Genomic DNA, 14967 nt, shown 5'->3' with positions numbered 1-14967 from the left:
TCCGGCCGCTGGTCAGTGCCAACCGAACCGCTTCACGACGAAACTCCGGCGTCGGCCTGTTTCCGTTTCCCATAGAACACCTCCTGGTTCCTCAGTTGGTGCTCTCCACATTTTCCGGGCAAGTCCAGCACTGGTTCAAGCTCGGCAAGATCCTCGATTACCCGAGATCCGACGACCTAGAGAAGCTGATCGGTGAAGTGCTCGGCCAAATGCACCGGGGCGCCACCCCGTTCGAGCAGGATCTGGCCGCGGCAACGCTCCGGCGACTGCATGCGGTCATCTGGACCGACGAGGTCATCAACTACTACACCGAGACCGATCAGTCGGTAGACCGGGTGCTCGACATCTTCGTGCGCGCGAATGACGGCGGCACCAAGCTCTCGAAGCCCGATCTCCTCATGTCGATGATCACCTCGAAATGGCCGGCCGGCACGGCCCGCGTAGAGGTCTTCGGCTTCGTCGAGCACATCAACAAGTCGCTGCCGCTCCCGAACGCGGTTACCCGGGACCTGGTGCTGAAGGCTTGCTTGGTGCTCTGCGACTTCGACGTCAAATACAGCGTGTCGAACTTCACGGGCGAGGCGATCTCGCAGATCGAGGCGCGCTGGTCGGCGATCAAGCAAGCGATCGAGAACACCTTCCGCCTTGTTAACCGCTTCGGCATCTCGGGCGAGACGCTGACGTCGCTCAACGCGGTGCTGCCGATCGCCTACTACCTCTTCCGCACGCCGGAATTCAGCTTCCGCGGTTCGATCGAGTTCGAGCGGGTGAATGCGCGCGAGATGCAGCGCTGGCTGATCCAGAGCCTGCTCCTTGGAGTCTTCGCCGGCTCATCGGACCGCACCATCTCGCTGGCACGCGGCGCGATCCGCGAAGGGCTGCGGTCGGACCGCGGCTTCCCGGCAGCGCGCCTCTACGACGTTCTGGCGACCAACGGTCGGATCGCGCGACTCGATGCGCGCGCGATCGAGGATTTGCTGGCACTCGAATACGGCAAGGCCAAGACCTTCCTCGCACTCTCACTCCTCTACGACGGGCTCGACTGGAGCGCGGGCACCTACCATGTCGACCACATCGTGCCGCAGGCACGGGCCGGTCGCCGTGTGCTCCAGGGCATGAACATCCCCGAGCATCGCATCCGCGAGATCGCCGACAGCATCGACAGGCTCGGCAACCTCCAGCTCCTGCCCGGCACCGAGAACCTCGAAAAGAGCGATCTGCCCTTCGATGCCTGGATCACCAGCCGCGATCGGAGCTACATGGATCGCCACCTGATCCCGGACCGCCTGGATCTCGCCACTGCCCAGATGATGCCGGAGTTCGTGCGCGAGCGAGAGAAGGCGATTCGCCAGCGCCTGATGCGCTATGCCTCGATGGTGCCAGCATGACCTTGAAGACCTACGATCGCGATGATCTCAAGCGTGCCTGCCTGGCGGCGCTCGATGCGGTTGCAGTCGAGCATCCGGCCGGGCACCAGGGCAAGCTGGCGGCGCGCTACGTCCTGCACACCCCGCGTGGTGCCGCCATCGAGATCATGTTCGAGAAGGGACCGAAGACCCTGGCGAACCTCTGGATGAACCGGGAGGCCGGGGAGGGCATGATCAACGCCGGGATCCGCTACCGGCTATCTCCGGCGGTCGATACCTATGTCACGGCGGATGATGAAGGGCGTCCCCGCTATGGCCGTCATTCGGCGCTGAAGCCCATGCGGCAGTTGGCGAATGCCGACCTGATCTGTTTCACCATCGAGCGGCCGGGGGAGATCAAGCAACTGCTGGAGCACTTGCAGGCGCACTGACCTGGACACAGAGAACATCGCTCCGACCGACCTCTATTCGCCTCCGCCATGAGAGGCAAACGCTAATCCTCAACTATCCAGGAGAAAGCGTCAATCGCCCGAATTTTAGCCGCCACGGTTACGTCGCCGTAGTTGTCGCCTGCTGTTCGTCCTGCATGGCCCTGGATAGCGTCTATAACGCGCGAGTCGATACCCAGTTCGCTGGCTTTGGTTTTGAACCGGTGGCGCCATGCGTGGTTGGGCTGAATACCCTCCGGTATGACTTTCGAGCGCCGGAGCCACTCCGACACCTTGCCGGACGCGACACGGGCGCCGGTGCCATACTTCGCCGGATCAGTCGCACCATGAAAGAGTGGGCCGGCCTTCGCAGTTGTCATGAAGTCGATGAACCCAAGGTCCACGACCTGCCGGTGGAGGGGAACGTCACGGTAGCCGCCAGTCTTAACAGTGCCGGCTTCGGGCGTGATGCGGATGATCCAGCGGTCGCCCTCTTGGCGAACGTCTTCCTTGCGAAGCTGCGTGATCTCGCTGATTCTCGCGCCAGTGAAGGCACAGAGGATCGGGGCCCATCGCTTTGCAGCGACGTTTTGCGGCGTCTCGCTGATGTGCCCGAACTGATTTGCCGTCGGTTCGTAGGACTGCGACGCCTTGAGCACCGCTAGCGCTTCGTCGTCGGTGAAGCCCTTCTCCCGACCTCTGACCTTGCGTGCCTTGGGCTGCCTGACACCCACAGCTGGGTTTTCTTGCATGCGCTCGTTCTCGACGGCCCAGGAGAAGAGAGACCGGACGGTAGACAGGTAGACATCGCTCACGGTCTTGGCCGACAGCTCGATCATGAGGTGATCCCTCCAGGCTAGGAGGTCTTTCTTGGTCACGCGCCGGGCGTCGTTGTGCTTTAGGAAATTGCGCAGATTATCGATGACGGGATCTTGGCGCTTTCCGCCGTCGCGCATGAAGCCCGACTGGGTGCGGCTCTTCTTGTAGTCCTCCCAGAGTTTCTTGAGGCTCAGGGCTTCCTGGGGCAGGGAAGGGGGTTGAGCGTCGATCAACATGGGGGTAGTGGGCCGGCCGCCGTAATCCCCTTCGTCGCGCTCAACGGTGCGAGCGAGCGCTTCATACTCCGCGATGCAGAGCGCTCGCGCGAGGGTGCGCCATTCCGCCGTGCCGCGCTTGGCGTCAGTGTTCCCCAGGTGACGATAGCGGTCTATTCGATCACCGACGAGTTCAGCGAGCTCATTGTCAGTGAGGCTCCCGGCGATGCCCTTGCGCAGCATCATGACAAGCTGGTCATCGATGCCGATCTGAGCATAGGCCGGGTGCGAACGCGCCAGTTCATCGCCTTCCAGCCGCCATTGGTAATGTGCCAGTGCGATCTGATCGGGCGCCAGTGGATAGCGCGCGGGGCGAATGGTGGACGTGGTGGAGATCTTGCGTTCGGCGAGGGCGATCTGGTGTTGAAGCTGTGCGACTGCACTCGGAAGTAAGCGCAGCGCTTGCCGATAATCGCCGCCGAGCGGCTGTCGAAGCTCAGTCTTGCCGATGATGGCGCGAAGCTCTTTCGGCACCACGATGCGCGCGTGGTAGCGCCCAGAACGATTCACGAGATGCCTGATCTTCCCGGCCATGACTACCTGCGGTTTGTAACCTACACTGTAACCACAGAATGAGAGAAACCCCTGATTTGCAAGGGTCTTATTTGATATCAAGGGGTTGGGATGGTGCTGCGAGAGAGGATTGAACTCTCGACCTCTCCCTTACCAAGGGAGTGCTCTACCACTGAGCTACCGCAGCCCGATTTCGTGGGGCGCGTGTTAGACGCAAACCGCGCGGCGCGCAAGGGCAATCTGGACCCTTTTTGCCATCCGCTGTAGGAAGGGCCGCATGGATAGGAAACCCTCCAATACCCAAGCCGGAAAGGAAGCCGAAAACCGCGAGGCGCGGCTCAAGGCGGCCTTGAAGGCGAATATCGCGCGGCGCAAGGCGCAGGCGCGCGCGCGGGATGCGAAAGCCGCGGATGCGGCCGGGGATACGGACGGGACGGGGCAGAAGAAAGAAGGCTAGGGCAGTGGATTCGATTCTCGTTCGGGGCAACGGCCCCTTGAAGGGCAGCATTCCGATCGCGGGTGCGAAGAACGCTTGCCTCGCGCTCATGCCCGCGACGCTTCTGTCAGACGAGCCGCTGACGCTGACGAATGCGCCGCGGCTGTCGGACATCCGCACGATGACCACGCTCCTTCAGTCGCTGGGGGCCGAGGTGACCTCCATGCAGGAGGGGCGGGTACTTGCCATGTCGAGCCACGATCTGTCGAACCTGACGGCGGATTACGACATCGTCCGCAAGATGCGCGCCTCGAACCTGGTGCTTGGGCCCTTGCTGGCGCGCGCGGGCCGGGCGGTCGTGTCGCTGCCGGGCGGCTGCGCGATCGGGGCGCGTCCGATGGACATCCATATCTCGGGGCTGGAGGCGCTGGGGGCTGCGATCGAGTTGAAGGACGGCTACCTGCATGCCGAGGCCCGGCAGGGCCTGAAGGGCGCGGTGATCGAGCAGCGCTTCGCCAGCGTCGGTGCCACGGAAAACATCGTGATGGCGGCGACGCTGGCCAAGGGCACGACGGTCCTCAAGAACGCCGCGCGCGAACCCGAGATCGTCGATCTGGTGAAATGCCTCCGCGCGATGGGCGCGCGGATCGAGGGCGAGGGGACCGCCACGATCACGATCGAGGGTGTGGACCGCCTGCATGGCGCGACCCATCCGGTCGTGGTCGACCGGATCGAACTGGGCACCTACATGATCGCGCCGGCCATTGCGGGGGGCGAGGTCGAGCTGATCGGGGGCCGCATCGACCTGCTGCCGGCATTCTGCGAAAAGCTCGATGCGGCCGGCGTGTCGGTTACCCAGACCGACAAGGGGCTGACGGTCGCGCGCAAGAACGGACGCATCCGCGCGGTCGATGTGAAGACCGAGGTCTTCCCCGGCTTTCCGACCGATCTTCAGGCGCAGATGATGGCGCTGATGTGCACCGCCGAGGGCGTCAGCGTGCTGGAGGAGACGATCTTCGAGAACCGCTTCATGCATGCGCCCGAACTGATGCGGATGGGCGCGCGAATCGACGTTCACGGTGGCCATGCGACGGTCACGGGGGTAGAGCGATTGAAGGGGGCGCCGGTGATGGCGACGGACCTGCGTGCCTCGGTCAGCCTGATCCTTGCGGGCCTTGCCGCCGAGGGCGAGACGGTGGTGAGCCGGGTCTACCACCTCGACCGTGGATACGAGCGGGTCGAGGAGAAGCTGTCGGCCTGCGGGGCCGATGTGGAACGCATCAGGGGCGAGTGACCATGATCGACGCGACATTCGAGGAAGGTGCCGAAAGGCCGCTGGCGCTTCGGGCGGAAACCGACGAGGACTTGGGCGTGATCTCGGCGCTGGTGCAGGACGCCGTCCTGCCGATCACCGAGATCCACTACGACCGGCGCCGGCGTGAACTGGCGCTGCTGATCAACCGCTTCCGTTGGGAAGACCGTTCGGCGGCAGAGGCGCGGGGCCGGGCCTATGAGCGGGTGCAGTCCGTGTTGCTGGTGGGCGATGCGATGGGCGTCGCGTCCCAGGGGATCGACCGGAATGCCAGGGACATGATCCTGTCGGTGCTGTCGCTCGCGTGGGAGCCGGGCGAGGACGGCACCGGGCGGCTTGTCGTCACGCTTGCGGGGGACGGAGCGATCGCGGTCTCGGCGGAATGTCTGAATGTGGCATTGAAGGATGTGACCCGGCCCTATGCCGCGCTGTCCAAAAAGGCGCCCTCCCACCCGGTCTGAGCTTGCGGCCCAGCGCGGCGCGGGGGGCTCCCGCCCCCCGGACCCCCGGGGAGTATTTGGGCCAGATTGAAAGAGGCGCCGGAAAGCGGGTTGACGGGTTCGGGATCTGGGTGCTTGAGACACGGCGCAGGCTTCGCTATGGGGGCGGCAGTCGAGGAGTTCGCCATGCCCCATTTCCTGAACACCAGATCGGACGGTTTCGAAGCGGCGTTTTCGGCGCTCTTGTCGATGAAGCGCGAAGACGCGCCTGACGTGGATGCGGCCGTGGCCGCCATCATCGCCGAGGTGCGCGACCGTGGCGATGCGGCCGTGATCGAATTGACCGCGCGGTTCGACCGGCTTGAGCTTGCGCCCGAGACGCTTGCGTTTTCCGAGGAAGAGATGGCGGCGGAATGCGCCAAGGTCGGGTACGAAGACCGCGCGGCGCTGGAACTCGCGGCAGAGCGCATTCGCGCCTACCACGCCCGGCAGATGCCGCAGGACGCCTATTGGACAGATCCGGCGGGGGCGGAGCTTGGCTGGCGCTGGGGGCCGGTTTCGGCCGCCGGGCTTTACGTGCCGGGGGGGCTCGCGTCCTATCCGTCGTCGGTCCTGATGAACGCGATCCCGGCGAAGGTGGCTGGGGTGGAACGATTGGTCATCGCCTGCCCGACGCCGGGCGGTGTGGTCAATCCGCTGGTGTTGCTGGCGGCGCGTCTGGCAGGCGTCGATACCGTTTACCGGATCGGCGGCGCGCAGGCGATTGCGGCCATGGCCTACGGGACGGAGACGATCCGCCCGGTGGACAAGATCACCGGGCCGGGCAATGCCTATGTCGCGGCCGCCAAGCGGCGGGTCTTCGGCCGTGTGGGCATCGACATGATCGCGGGCCCGTCCGAGATCCTGGTGATTGCCGATCGCGACAACGACCCGGACTGGATCGCGCTCGATCTCTTGAGCCAGGCCGAGCACGACGAAAGCGCCCAGTCGATCCTGGTCACCGACGACGAGGCATTCGGCCGAGCCGTCGCGCGCGCCGTCGAGACGCGGCTAGAGACGCTTGAGCGCCGGGCGATCGCCGGCGCCTCCTGGCGCGATTACGGCGCGGTCATCGTCGTGCGGGATCTGGCGGAGGCGGCGGCGCTTTCCAACCGTGTCGCGCCCGAACACCTGGAGCTGTGCGTTGCGGATCCTGAGGCGCTGGCGGCGCTGACCACCCATGCCGGCGCGATCTTCCTCGGTCACTGGACACCCGAGGCGATCGGCGATTACGTTGGCGGGCCGAACCACGTGCTGCCCACGGCGCGCTCGGCAAGGTTTTCGAGCGGGCTTTCGGTGATGGATTTTCTCAAGCGCACGACGCTGGCCAGGATGACCCCCGCAGCGCTGGCCGCGATCGGCCCGGCGGCGGAGCGTCTGGCGATTTCGGAAAGCCTTGAGGCGCACGGGCTGTCGGTGCGCGCGCGCCTCGACCGGCTGAATCAGGGAGGGGCGTGATGAGCCGCATCTGTCAGATCGACATCGACGACAGCGGCTTGCCCGCGCCCACCCCGGAGGTGGAGCAGGAACGCAAGGTCGCGGTCTTCGACCTGCTGGAGGACAACAGCTTCGCGCTGCCCGCGCGCGGGGACGGGCCGGCGCCGGACGGCCCGTTCCGCCTGGGCCTTGCGATCCGCGAAAAGCGGCTGGTCTTCGAAATCCAGTCCGAGGCGGGCGAGAAGGTTGGGGAAATCCACCTGTCGCTTGGGCCCTTCCGGCAAGTGGTCAAGGATTACTTCCAGATCTGCGAAAGCTATTTCGAGGCCGTCAAGCGCCTGCCGCCCAGCCAGATCGAGGCCATCGACATGGCCCGGCGCGGCATCCACAACGAGGGCGCGCGCATCCTGATCGAACGGCTTGACGGCAAGGCAGAACTGGACATCGACACGGCGCGTCGGCTCTTCACCCTCATTTGCGTCCTGCATTTCGGAGGCTGACCTTGGGCAACGGGCTGCCGCATTCGGTGCTCTTCTGCTGCGACCACAACTCCGTCCGGTCGCCGATCGCCGAAGGGCTGATGAAGAAGCTTTACGGGCGCCAGAGCTATGTTCAGTCGGCGGGTGTCAAGAACGACCTTGAGGTCGATGGCTTCGCCGTGGCGGTCTGCAAGGAGATCGGGGTTGAGCTGTCGCGCCACCGTGCCCGCAGTTTCGAGGAAATGCAGCAGTGGGGCGATGATCTGTCTGGTTTCGACCTCGTCATCGCGCTGTCGCCGGCAAGCCAGCGCCAGGCGCTGGAACTGACCCGCTACTTCCATCTGGATGTCGAATACTGGCCGATCATGGACCCGACTGGCATCGGCGAGACGCGTGAAACCAAGCTTGCCGTCTACCGCCAGACCCGCGACCAGATCAAGGCCAGGATGCTTCAGCGCTTCGGCCCGCCTTCGGAGGAAGGCGCCGCCTGAGGCCCGGCGCCGCGGGCGCGCCGGTTTGACAGCTTCCCCCCTGTTGTTCCATGCTGCCCGGATTGAAATCGGGAGTTGGGGGAAGACATGCCTGGGCACGAGGATATTCGGAAGTTCGCGGTCTCCTACGAGGATGCCTGGAATTCAGGGGACCCTGAGCGTGTTGCCGCCTGTTACGCGCCGGAGGGTTCGATCGTGATCAACCGGGGGACGCCTTGGCAGGGGCGCGCGAAGATCGCGGAAATGGCCGCCGGTTTCTATGCCGATGTCAACCGGATGCGGGTCATCCTGGATGACCTTCGGATCGCGGGCGACCACGTCGCCTTCATCTGGACATTCACCGGCGACCATTCCGGGACCGGCAACGCGCTCAATGTCCGGGGGTGGGAGGAATGGGACCTGTCAGGGGATTGCCTGATCCAGTCCTCGCTCGGCTGGTTCGACGCCGAGGACTACGCCGCCCAGGTCGCGGGCCGTTAGGCCGCGCCGATCGGTTGCTGTCGCAAACACGCGCATTTTCGTCTCCGCCGGTCTTGCGGTTGAGGGGGCTTGCGCGCTAGCCACCGGAAGACCCAGAAACAGCCGCCGAGGAAAACGCAAATGAGCCGCGAGACCATCCAAGCCTATTACGACGCCTTCAACCGGGGCGATGTCGAGGGAATGATCGCGACGCTGCATGACGACTTCGCCCATCATGTGAACGAAGGCGCGATGCGGCTTGGCAAGGACGCCTTCGCGGAATTCTGCCGCCACATGAGCGAGACCTACAAGGAACTGCTGACCGACATGGTTGTCTTCGCGAACGAAGATGGCACGCGCGGGGCCGCGGAATTCACGGTGAATGGCACCTACCTCAAGACCGATCCTGGCCTGCCGGAGGCGAAGGGCCAGACCTATGTGCTGCCGGCGGGCGGGTTCTTCACCCTGAAGGATGGCAAGATCACGCGCGTGACGACCTATTACAACCTCCAGGACTGGATCCGGCAGGTCAGCCAATGACCATCGAAATCCTGACGCTGACCGGAGAGGCGTTCGAAGCCGCGCTCGACGATGTCGCGCGGCTCAGGATCGAGGTGTTCCGGCACTGGCCTTACCTTTACGACGGCGACATGGATTACGAGCGGCGCTATCTGTCGCGCTACTGCGGAAGTGGCGGCGCGGTGCTGGTGGGGGCCTTTGACGGCGCGAAACTGATCGGCGCATCGACCGGTGCGCCGATGGAGGAGCATTCGGACGATTTCGGCGCCCCCTTCGCGGCGCGCGGGATGGATCTGCGGGATGTGTTCTACTGCGCGGAATCGGTCCTCCTGCCGGAGTATCGGGGGCGGGGCCTGGGGCACGCTTTCTTCGACGCGCGCGAAGGACAGGCCCGCAGCTTGGGGCGGCGTCACGCGGCTTTCTGTTCGGTGATCCGGCCGGCGGACCATCCCGATCGCCCGGCCGATTACCGGCCGCTTGATGGGTTCTGGCGCAAGCGCGGTTATACGCCGCAGCCCGGCATGATCGCGCAATACCGCTGGAAGGACCGGGGACAGGCCGAGGAGACGACCAAGGACCTGCAGATCTGGATGCGGGACCTTTGAGACGCTCGTCGGGCTCGTAGGTCCCTATGTGATTGCCGCGACCGGAACCCTGGGGCGCAGAGCGCGGCCAATGGAGGAAACGACATGAAGATCGCCGCGGCCGCCTATCCGCTCGACTGGCTCGACGACTGGTCCGCCTATGAGGCGAAGCTTACGCGCTGGGTCGCGGAGGCTGCGGCCCTGGGGGCGGAGATCCTGGTCTTTCCCGAATACGGGGCGATGGAACTCGCAAGCCTCGGCGGGCATGCGGTTGCGGCGGATCAGGAAGGCTGCCTGCATGAGGTTGCCCGCCACAAGGCGGAGGTCGATGCCCTGCACCTGCGGCTTGCCGCCGCCCATGGCGTGCACATCCTTGGCGGCTCCGGCCCGGTGTTCGATCCGGCCATCCATCCCACCCGCCCGGTTAATCGCGCCACCCTCTACGGTCCGAAGGGGATTCTCGGCCATAACGACAAGGCCATGATGACCCGCTGGGAACGCGACGACTGGGACATCGCGCCGGGGGTGGATGTGAAGCTATTCGACACGCCGCTTGGCCGGATCGGGGTCTCGATCTGCTACGACAGCGAATTCCCGCTTCTCGCCCGCAGCCTCGCCGAAGCCGGGGCGGAGGTCCTGCTGGTCCCCTCCGCGACCGAGACGCTGGCCGGATTCACGCGCGTGCGCGTGGGCGCCATGGCGCGCGCGTTGGAAAACCAGATGGTTTCGGTTCATGCCCCGGTCGTGGGCGAGGCGCCCTGGTGTGCCGGGATGGAGGAGAATACCGGGCGGGCCGCCATCTACGGCCCCCCCGATCGCGGCTTCCCGCCCGAGGGCATCCTCGCCCAAGGCGTACTGGGGGAGCCCGGCTGGGTCTATGCCGAGGTTTCGACCGAGGCGATTCGGGCGGTCCGTGCGGATGGCGGTGTGCTCAACCTCAGCCATTGGCCGGAACAGATCGGCCCCGCCGCCAATGTCACAATCGTAAATACCCCTTGACAATGCGCTTGAAAAATCCCGTTTGCGGGCGCATTTAGGGCGCGCCTGCGGATTTTGGCAGGCGGACCGAATATGGAGTGACCATGGCCAAGGAAGAAATGCTCGAATTTCCTGGCGTCGTGAAGGAACTCCTGCCGAATGCGACGTTCAGGGTCGAGCTGGAAAACGGCCATGAGATCATCGCGCATACGGCAGGCAAGATGCGGAAGAACCGCATCCGGGTTCTGGCCGGCGACCGGGTTCAGGTGGAAATGACGCCCTACGACCTGACGAAGGGCCGTATCAACTACCGCTTCAAGTAACGTGCGGCTGATCCTGGGATCGGCCAGCCCGCGCCGGAAGGAGCTTCTGGCGCAGATCGGGCTTGTGCCCGATGACATCCGCGCACCCGACATCGACGAAGACCCGGCCAAGGGGGAGCTGCCGCGACCCTATTGCGCCCGCATGGCGCGCGAAAAGGCGCTGGCCGTTCCTTGTGGCGCGGATGAAGTCGTGCTGTGCGCAGACACCACCGTCGCGCTTGGCCGCCGCATCCTCGGCAAGCCCGCCGACGCGGGCGAGGCCGCGGCGTTCCTCTGGGCGCTGTCGGGTCGCCGCCACCGCGTCATCACCGCCGTTGCCGTCCGGCAGGGCGATCGGCTGTGGGAACGCGTGGTCGAGACAGTCGTCAAGGTGAAGCCGCTGTCCGACGTCGAGGTCAACGGCTATCTCGCCAGCGGCGAATGGCAGGGCAAGGCTGGGGGCTACGGCATCCAGGGCCATTTCGGCGCGCTGATCCCCTGGATCCAAGGATCGTTCACCGGCGTCGTGGGCCTTCCCGTCGCCGAAACGGCCGTGCTGCTTCAGGCCGCCGGCATCAGTATCTTCGGAGAGAACGCATGAAAGGCCGGCTGGTTGCCCTTGGCCAATACAGAGGTCGCGAAGCTGCCGCCCTCGTCGTCGACGGCCGGCTTGAGGACCTTCTGGTCGCGCCCGCCGATGACGCGGCGCCAGCGCCCGGTGCGATCCTGCGCGGCACGCTCGACCGTTTCGTGAAGGGGCAGGGCGGCGTCTTCGTGAAGCTGCCCGACGGGATGACCGGCTTCCTGCGCGAAACCCGCGGCCTGACCCCTGGTCAGCCGATCCTGGTTCAGGTTTCAGGTCACGCCGAGCAGGGCAAGGCGCTGCCGCTCTCGACGCGGCTCCTGTTCAAGGGGCGGCTCGCGATCGTCACGCCCGAGGCGCCGGGGCTGAACGTGTCCCGCCGCATCCGCGACGAGGACGCGCGCGCGCACCTTCAGGCCCTGGCCGAAGAAGGGATGGCCGGGTCGGACTTCGGTCTGATCCTGCGCTCGGCTGCGGAGGCCGAAGAAGACGAGACGGTGGCCGAGGACATCGCCGCCCTGCGCGCGCTCGCCGAACAGGTCCTGGCCGACGCCAAGGGCGCGCCCGAACTGTTGGTCGATGCCCCCCTTCCGCATGAGGAGGCCTGGCGCGACTGGGCCGATCCCGCCCCGGACGAGGTCGACGACGGCAACGATTCCTTCGCCCGCCATGGCATCGACGACCTGGTCGAAGCCCTGCTGACACCGGACGTGAAACTGCATGGCGGTTGGAGCATGGTAATCGAACCGACCCGCGCCCTTATCGCCGTCGATGTGAACACCGGCGGCGATACGAGCCCCGCCGCCGGGCTCAAGGCCAATATCGCCGCCGCGCGTGATCTTCCGCGGCAATTGCGCTTGCGCGGCCTCGGCGGGCAGATTGTCGTCGATTTCGCCCCGATGCCGAAACGCGACCGCGCCGCCGTCGAGCAGCAGTTGCGGGCCGCATTCCGTGGCGAGGCCGCCGAAACCAGCCTTGCGGGATGGACGCCGCTCGGCATGTATGAAATCCAGCGCAAGCGCGACCGCCTGCCGTTGGCCGAAGTGCTGCAGGGGGCAGCGTTGTGACCTGCCCGATCTGCCGCAAGGACACCGATCCGAAGTATCGCCCGTTTTGTTCCAAACGGTGCGCGGACATCGATCTGGGCCGTTGGTTGACGGGCAGTTACGTCATACCAGGCTCGGCGGAGGATGACGAAGCCCCCACACCGCGCCGGCCCGGCGACGAACCGATCCATTGAGCTTCATTTTCCGCCATTTCCCTCTGGACAGCCCCCGCGCTCTCGCCTAAGAACGCGCCACCCGGGCGGCGACGCCCCCGGTGCCCAGATAGCTCAGTTGGTAGAGCAGCGGATTGAAAATCCGCGTGTCGCTGGTTCGATTCCGGCTCTGGGCACCACTCCCACCGCCATCCCATTGATACGCCTCGGTTTATTGCTGAAACCACGCGGGCGTAGGACATGGCGTATGACAAATCGATCCCTTTTTCGTTCCTTAAGGATGGCGTCTTTTACTTTGAGCGCAGAATCCCTCGGGACGTCCAGCATCACTACGACACGCAGAAAATCGCCTACTCGTTGAGAACTCGGTCTGCGATGGTGGCTGCGTCACGAGCACGCCGAGCAGCAGATCAGCTGGACGAGTACTGGTACCACTTGAGGATCAAGGACACGGCCCTGCCAGGGAAGCATAGGCTGCGGATTGCCGCTAGAAACCAATCACACCCGCCGTCGAAGACGTTGAACGAAACCGTGAATCTCTCCGAGGCAGTTGGGATCTATCTGAGGCTGAAGGGCAAGGGACGCCCCGCGACTTTCAAAAGAGCCGCTGAGCGTTCCTGCGGCTACGTCATTGATATTTGCGGTGACAAGGATCTTCAGGCCTACACGAAGGCTGATGCAAACCGCTTTCGGGATTCCCTCATCGAGCGTGGTCTGTCTGGCAGCAGTATAACGCGAGTATTCGGCACTGTTCGATCTGTCGTGAACTTTGGTGCCAGTGAGCTGGGGGTCACGATGGCGAACCCATTTGGGAACGTCTACTTTGATCGGCAAGCTGATGTTAAGGATCGTGTGCCGCTGCCCGATGATGTGCTCCGCAAAGTCCAGTCTGAATGCAAGCGCATCGATGATGACCTGAGGTGGCTGGTCGCTCTCGTTTCAGATACAGGACTGCGTCTCGCCGAAGCTGCTGGACTTCTTCGGGAGGACATCATCCTAGATGATCAGGTGCCCCGAATTGTAGTCAGAGGGCACCCTTGGCGGCGATTGAAGACGCCGACCAGTGCTCGGGAGGTTCCGCTTGTTGGAGCGTCCTTTTGGGTTGCGAAACGGATCCTCGCGCAGACAGACGCAAGCCCATTTGCGTTTCCGCGTTACAATAAGTCAGAGGAGACGAATTCCAATTCCGCCAGTGCTGCGCTGAATAAGTGGATGAAGCCCATGGTGCCAGAACGCTGTTCAATGCATAGCTTCCGCCACTCCATGCGCGATCGCCTTCGGGCGGTTGAATGCCCATCCGACATTGTTGATCAGATCGGCGGTTGGCAGACAGAGGGTGTCGGCCAGACATACGGCAGGGGATACCCTCTGTCTGTAAAGGCGAATTGGTTGCGCCGTATCGTCTAGCTGCAAAGCTAGGCGCTTCGTTCGAATATGGTCAGCGGTTTGAGGCCTAGTAGCTCAATCTGATTAGCGAATTGAATGTCGAGATAGGGAGACCTTTCGCGTATCTTCATTTCGATCTGAAGCCTAGGATACGACCGTGCGTCAAGCCAGTTGCGAAACCGCCGACCGCTTCTTCTTGCATGTTCTTCGGTTACTTTCCACCTGTCGCCGAGTTCGCTCTTGAAGCTGTCTTCGACGATCAGGTCGATATCGCCCAGCTCCGAAGTTTCGGAGAGGTAGCTGCCGAAAACAGATAGTCGGTCGACTGAATGAATGAAGGCTGGGCTGCCGTTTATCTCTGCTACTCGCTCAAGCACCCCTTGAAGCAGGGCTTCCGCCTTTGCTCGGGGGATAGGTTTCACGAACTTGGCCTTAGCAAGCGCAGAGCCTTTCGTTGTGCGGCTGAAGAGTTCCCTGCCGTCCGCCAGTGTGCATTCAAACGCCACGTACCCCGCCTCGGCGAGTTCATTCAATTTTGCCTTCGCTGCCACAGGTGACAGAGAGAATGCTGAAGCAAGGTGTTCGGCTATCATCACCTTACTTCTCTTCATGAACTCGCGAAGTTCCTGAGCTCCTAATCCGAAGATAACGTCGGTCTTCCGTAGTCTCATGGTCGTGTTTGGTCGTCTGATCTTGGGGATGTCGACTGGCAAGCATGGTAAAAACCCGCCATGTCCTACGCCCGCGTGGTTTCAGCAATAAACCGAGGCGTATTGACCTGCCACTGGTCTTTCATCCAGCCACGACCGGAGCCCGGTGGTTATTTACGCCTATTGGCGCGGGTTGAGCAATCGCCCGTCGCGCGGAGCTTTCATCTCGCGCAGCGGGACGGGCGATTGCG

At 63.9% G+C, this 14967-nt stretch carries 19 protein-coding genes and 2 tRNA genes; 18 read left to right on the top strand and 3 right to left on the bottom strand.

The window, feature by feature from the left end:
• Both OE647_RS19495 and OE647_RS19490 read left to right on the top strand, forming a co-directional pair.
• Positions 1 to 1388: HNH endonuclease family protein (locus tag OE647_RS19495; RefSeq protein WP_263723448.1), on the top strand; the 1388-nt coding region annotated here is incomplete at its 5' end.
• Positions 1385 to 1798, top strand: coding sequence for a hypothetical protein (locus OE647_RS19490; protein WP_263723447.1), 414 nt, complete (start codon positions 1385 to 1387; stop codon positions 1796 to 1798). The genes OE647_RS19495 and OE647_RS19490, both read left to right, overlap by 4 nt.
• A 62-nt stretch (positions 1799 to 1860) precedes the next feature.
• On the opposite strand, the gene OE647_RS19485 is transcribed toward OE647_RS19490, so the two are convergent.
• Positions 1861 to 3423 carry a DUF6538 domain-containing protein gene (locus tag OE647_RS19485; RefSeq protein ID WP_263723446.1) on the bottom strand — a complete coding sequence of 521 codons (1563 nt, stop codon included), beginning with the start codon at positions 3421 to 3423 and terminating at the stop codon, positions 1861 to 1863.
• Between the two features lie 91 nt (positions 3424 to 3514).
• Positions 3515 to 3589, bottom strand: a tRNA-Thr gene (locus OE647_RS19480).
• 90 nt (positions 3590 to 3679) lie between these two features.
• Here OE647_RS19480 and OE647_RS19475 point away from each other — a divergent pair.
• The 16 genes from OE647_RS19475 to OE647_RS19400 all read left to right on the top strand — a co-directional run bounded on the left by OE647_RS19475 (position 3680) and on the right by OE647_RS19400 (position 14087).
• Complete coding sequence (locus OE647_RS19475) at positions 3680 to 3859, top strand: hypothetical protein (protein WP_263723444.1); 180 nt, start codon at positions 3680 to 3682, stop codon at positions 3857 to 3859.
• Positions 3860 to 3863: 4 nt separating this feature from the next.
• Positions 3864 to 5132: a UDP-N-acetylglucosamine 1-carboxyvinyltransferase gene (murA, locus tag OE647_RS19470; protein ID WP_263723443.1), complete on the top strand. Its 1269-nt coding sequence runs from the start codon at positions 3864 to 3866 to the stop codon at positions 5130 to 5132.
• A gap of 2 nt (positions 5133 to 5134) precedes the next feature.
• Entirely contained in the window at positions 5135 to 5611 is a 477-nt protein-coding gene (locus tag OE647_RS19465) for a DUF2948 family protein (protein WP_263723442.1), read from the top strand.
• 165 nt (positions 5612 to 5776) lie between these two features.
• Positions 5777 to 7087, top strand: coding sequence for a histidinol dehydrogenase (gene hisD, locus OE647_RS19460; protein ID WP_263723441.1), 1311 nt, complete (start codon positions 5777 to 5779; stop codon positions 7085 to 7087).
• Positions 7087 to 7566 carry a UPF0262 family protein gene (locus OE647_RS19455; protein WP_263723440.1) on the top strand — a complete coding sequence of 160 codons (480 nt, stop codon included), beginning with the start codon at positions 7087 to 7089 and terminating at the stop codon, positions 7564 to 7566. The genes hisD and OE647_RS19455 overlap by 1 nt, the downstream gene beginning before the upstream one ends.
• Positions 7567 to 7568: 2 nt before the next feature.
• Positions 7569 to 8036, top strand: a complete 468-nt coding sequence (locus tag OE647_RS19450; protein WP_263723439.1) for an arsenate-mycothiol transferase ArsC — start codon at positions 7569 to 7571, stop codon at positions 8034 to 8036.
• 87 nt (positions 8037 to 8123) lie between these two features.
• A complete protein-coding gene (locus tag OE647_RS19445) occupies positions 8124 to 8516 on the top strand; it encodes a nuclear transport factor 2 family protein (RefSeq protein WP_263723438.1) in 393 nt (130 codons plus the stop codon).
• A gap of 120 nt (positions 8517 to 8636) precedes the next feature.
• A complete protein-coding gene (locus tag OE647_RS19440; RefSeq protein ID WP_263723437.1) occupies positions 8637 to 9035 on the top strand; it encodes a ketosteroid isomerase-related protein in 399 nt (132 codons plus the stop codon).
• On the top strand, positions 9032 to 9619 hold the full coding sequence (locus OE647_RS19435; protein ID WP_263723436.1) for a GNAT family N-acetyltransferase: 588 nt from the start codon (positions 9032 to 9034) through the stop codon (positions 9617 to 9619). Before OE647_RS19440 ends, OE647_RS19435 begins: the two co-directional genes overlap by 4 nt.
• Before the next feature lie 84 nt (positions 9620 to 9703).
• Positions 9704 to 10597 (top strand): carbon-nitrogen hydrolase family protein, encoded by an 894-nt coding sequence (locus OE647_RS19430; RefSeq protein ID WP_263723435.1) that lies wholly within the window; start codon positions 9704 to 9706, stop codon positions 10595 to 10597.
• A gap of 83 nt (positions 10598 to 10680) precedes the next feature.
• Entirely contained in the window at positions 10681 to 10899 is a 219-nt protein-coding gene (gene infA, locus OE647_RS19425) for a translation initiation factor IF-1 (protein WP_037209844.1), read from the top strand.
• A gap of 1 nt (position 10900) precedes the next feature.
• Complete coding sequence (locus OE647_RS19420; RefSeq protein ID WP_263723434.1) at positions 10901 to 11479, top strand: Maf family protein; 579 nt, start codon at positions 10901 to 10903, stop codon at positions 11477 to 11479.
• Positions 11476 to 12528 (top strand): ribonuclease E/G, encoded by a 1053-nt coding sequence (locus OE647_RS19415; protein ID WP_263723433.1) that lies wholly within the window; start codon positions 11476 to 11478, stop codon positions 12526 to 12528. Before OE647_RS19420 ends, OE647_RS19415 begins: the two co-directional genes overlap by 4 nt.
• On the top strand, positions 12525 to 12701 hold the full coding sequence (locus tag OE647_RS19410) for a DNA gyrase inhibitor YacG (protein WP_263723432.1): 177 nt from the start codon (positions 12525 to 12527) through the stop codon (positions 12699 to 12701). The genes OE647_RS19415 and OE647_RS19410 overlap by 4 nt, the downstream gene beginning before the upstream one ends.
• 82 nt (positions 12702 to 12783) lie before the next feature.
• A tRNA-Phe gene (locus OE647_RS19405) sits at positions 12784 to 12859 on the top strand.
• Between the two features lie 61 nt (positions 12860 to 12920).
• A complete protein-coding gene (locus OE647_RS19400) occupies positions 12921 to 14087 on the top strand; it encodes a DUF6538 domain-containing protein (RefSeq protein WP_263723431.1) in 1167 nt (388 codons plus the stop codon).
• Between the two features lie 8 nt (positions 14088 to 14095).
• Here the strand turns inward: OE647_RS19400 and OE647_RS19395 are convergent, their stop codons facing one another.
• Positions 14096 to 14677: a hypothetical protein gene (locus tag OE647_RS19395; protein WP_263723430.1), complete on the bottom strand. Its 582-nt coding sequence runs from the start codon at positions 14675 to 14677 to the stop codon at positions 14096 to 14098.
• Positions 14678 to 14967 lie beyond the last annotated feature (290 nt).

The organism is Albidovulum sediminicola (assembly GCF_025751575.1).
Taxonomy (GTDB): domain Bacteria; phylum Pseudomonadota; class Alphaproteobacteria; order Rhodobacterales; family Rhodobacteraceae; genus Albidovulum; species Albidovulum sediminicola.
This window is presented reverse-complemented; position numbering and strand designations above follow the sequence as displayed.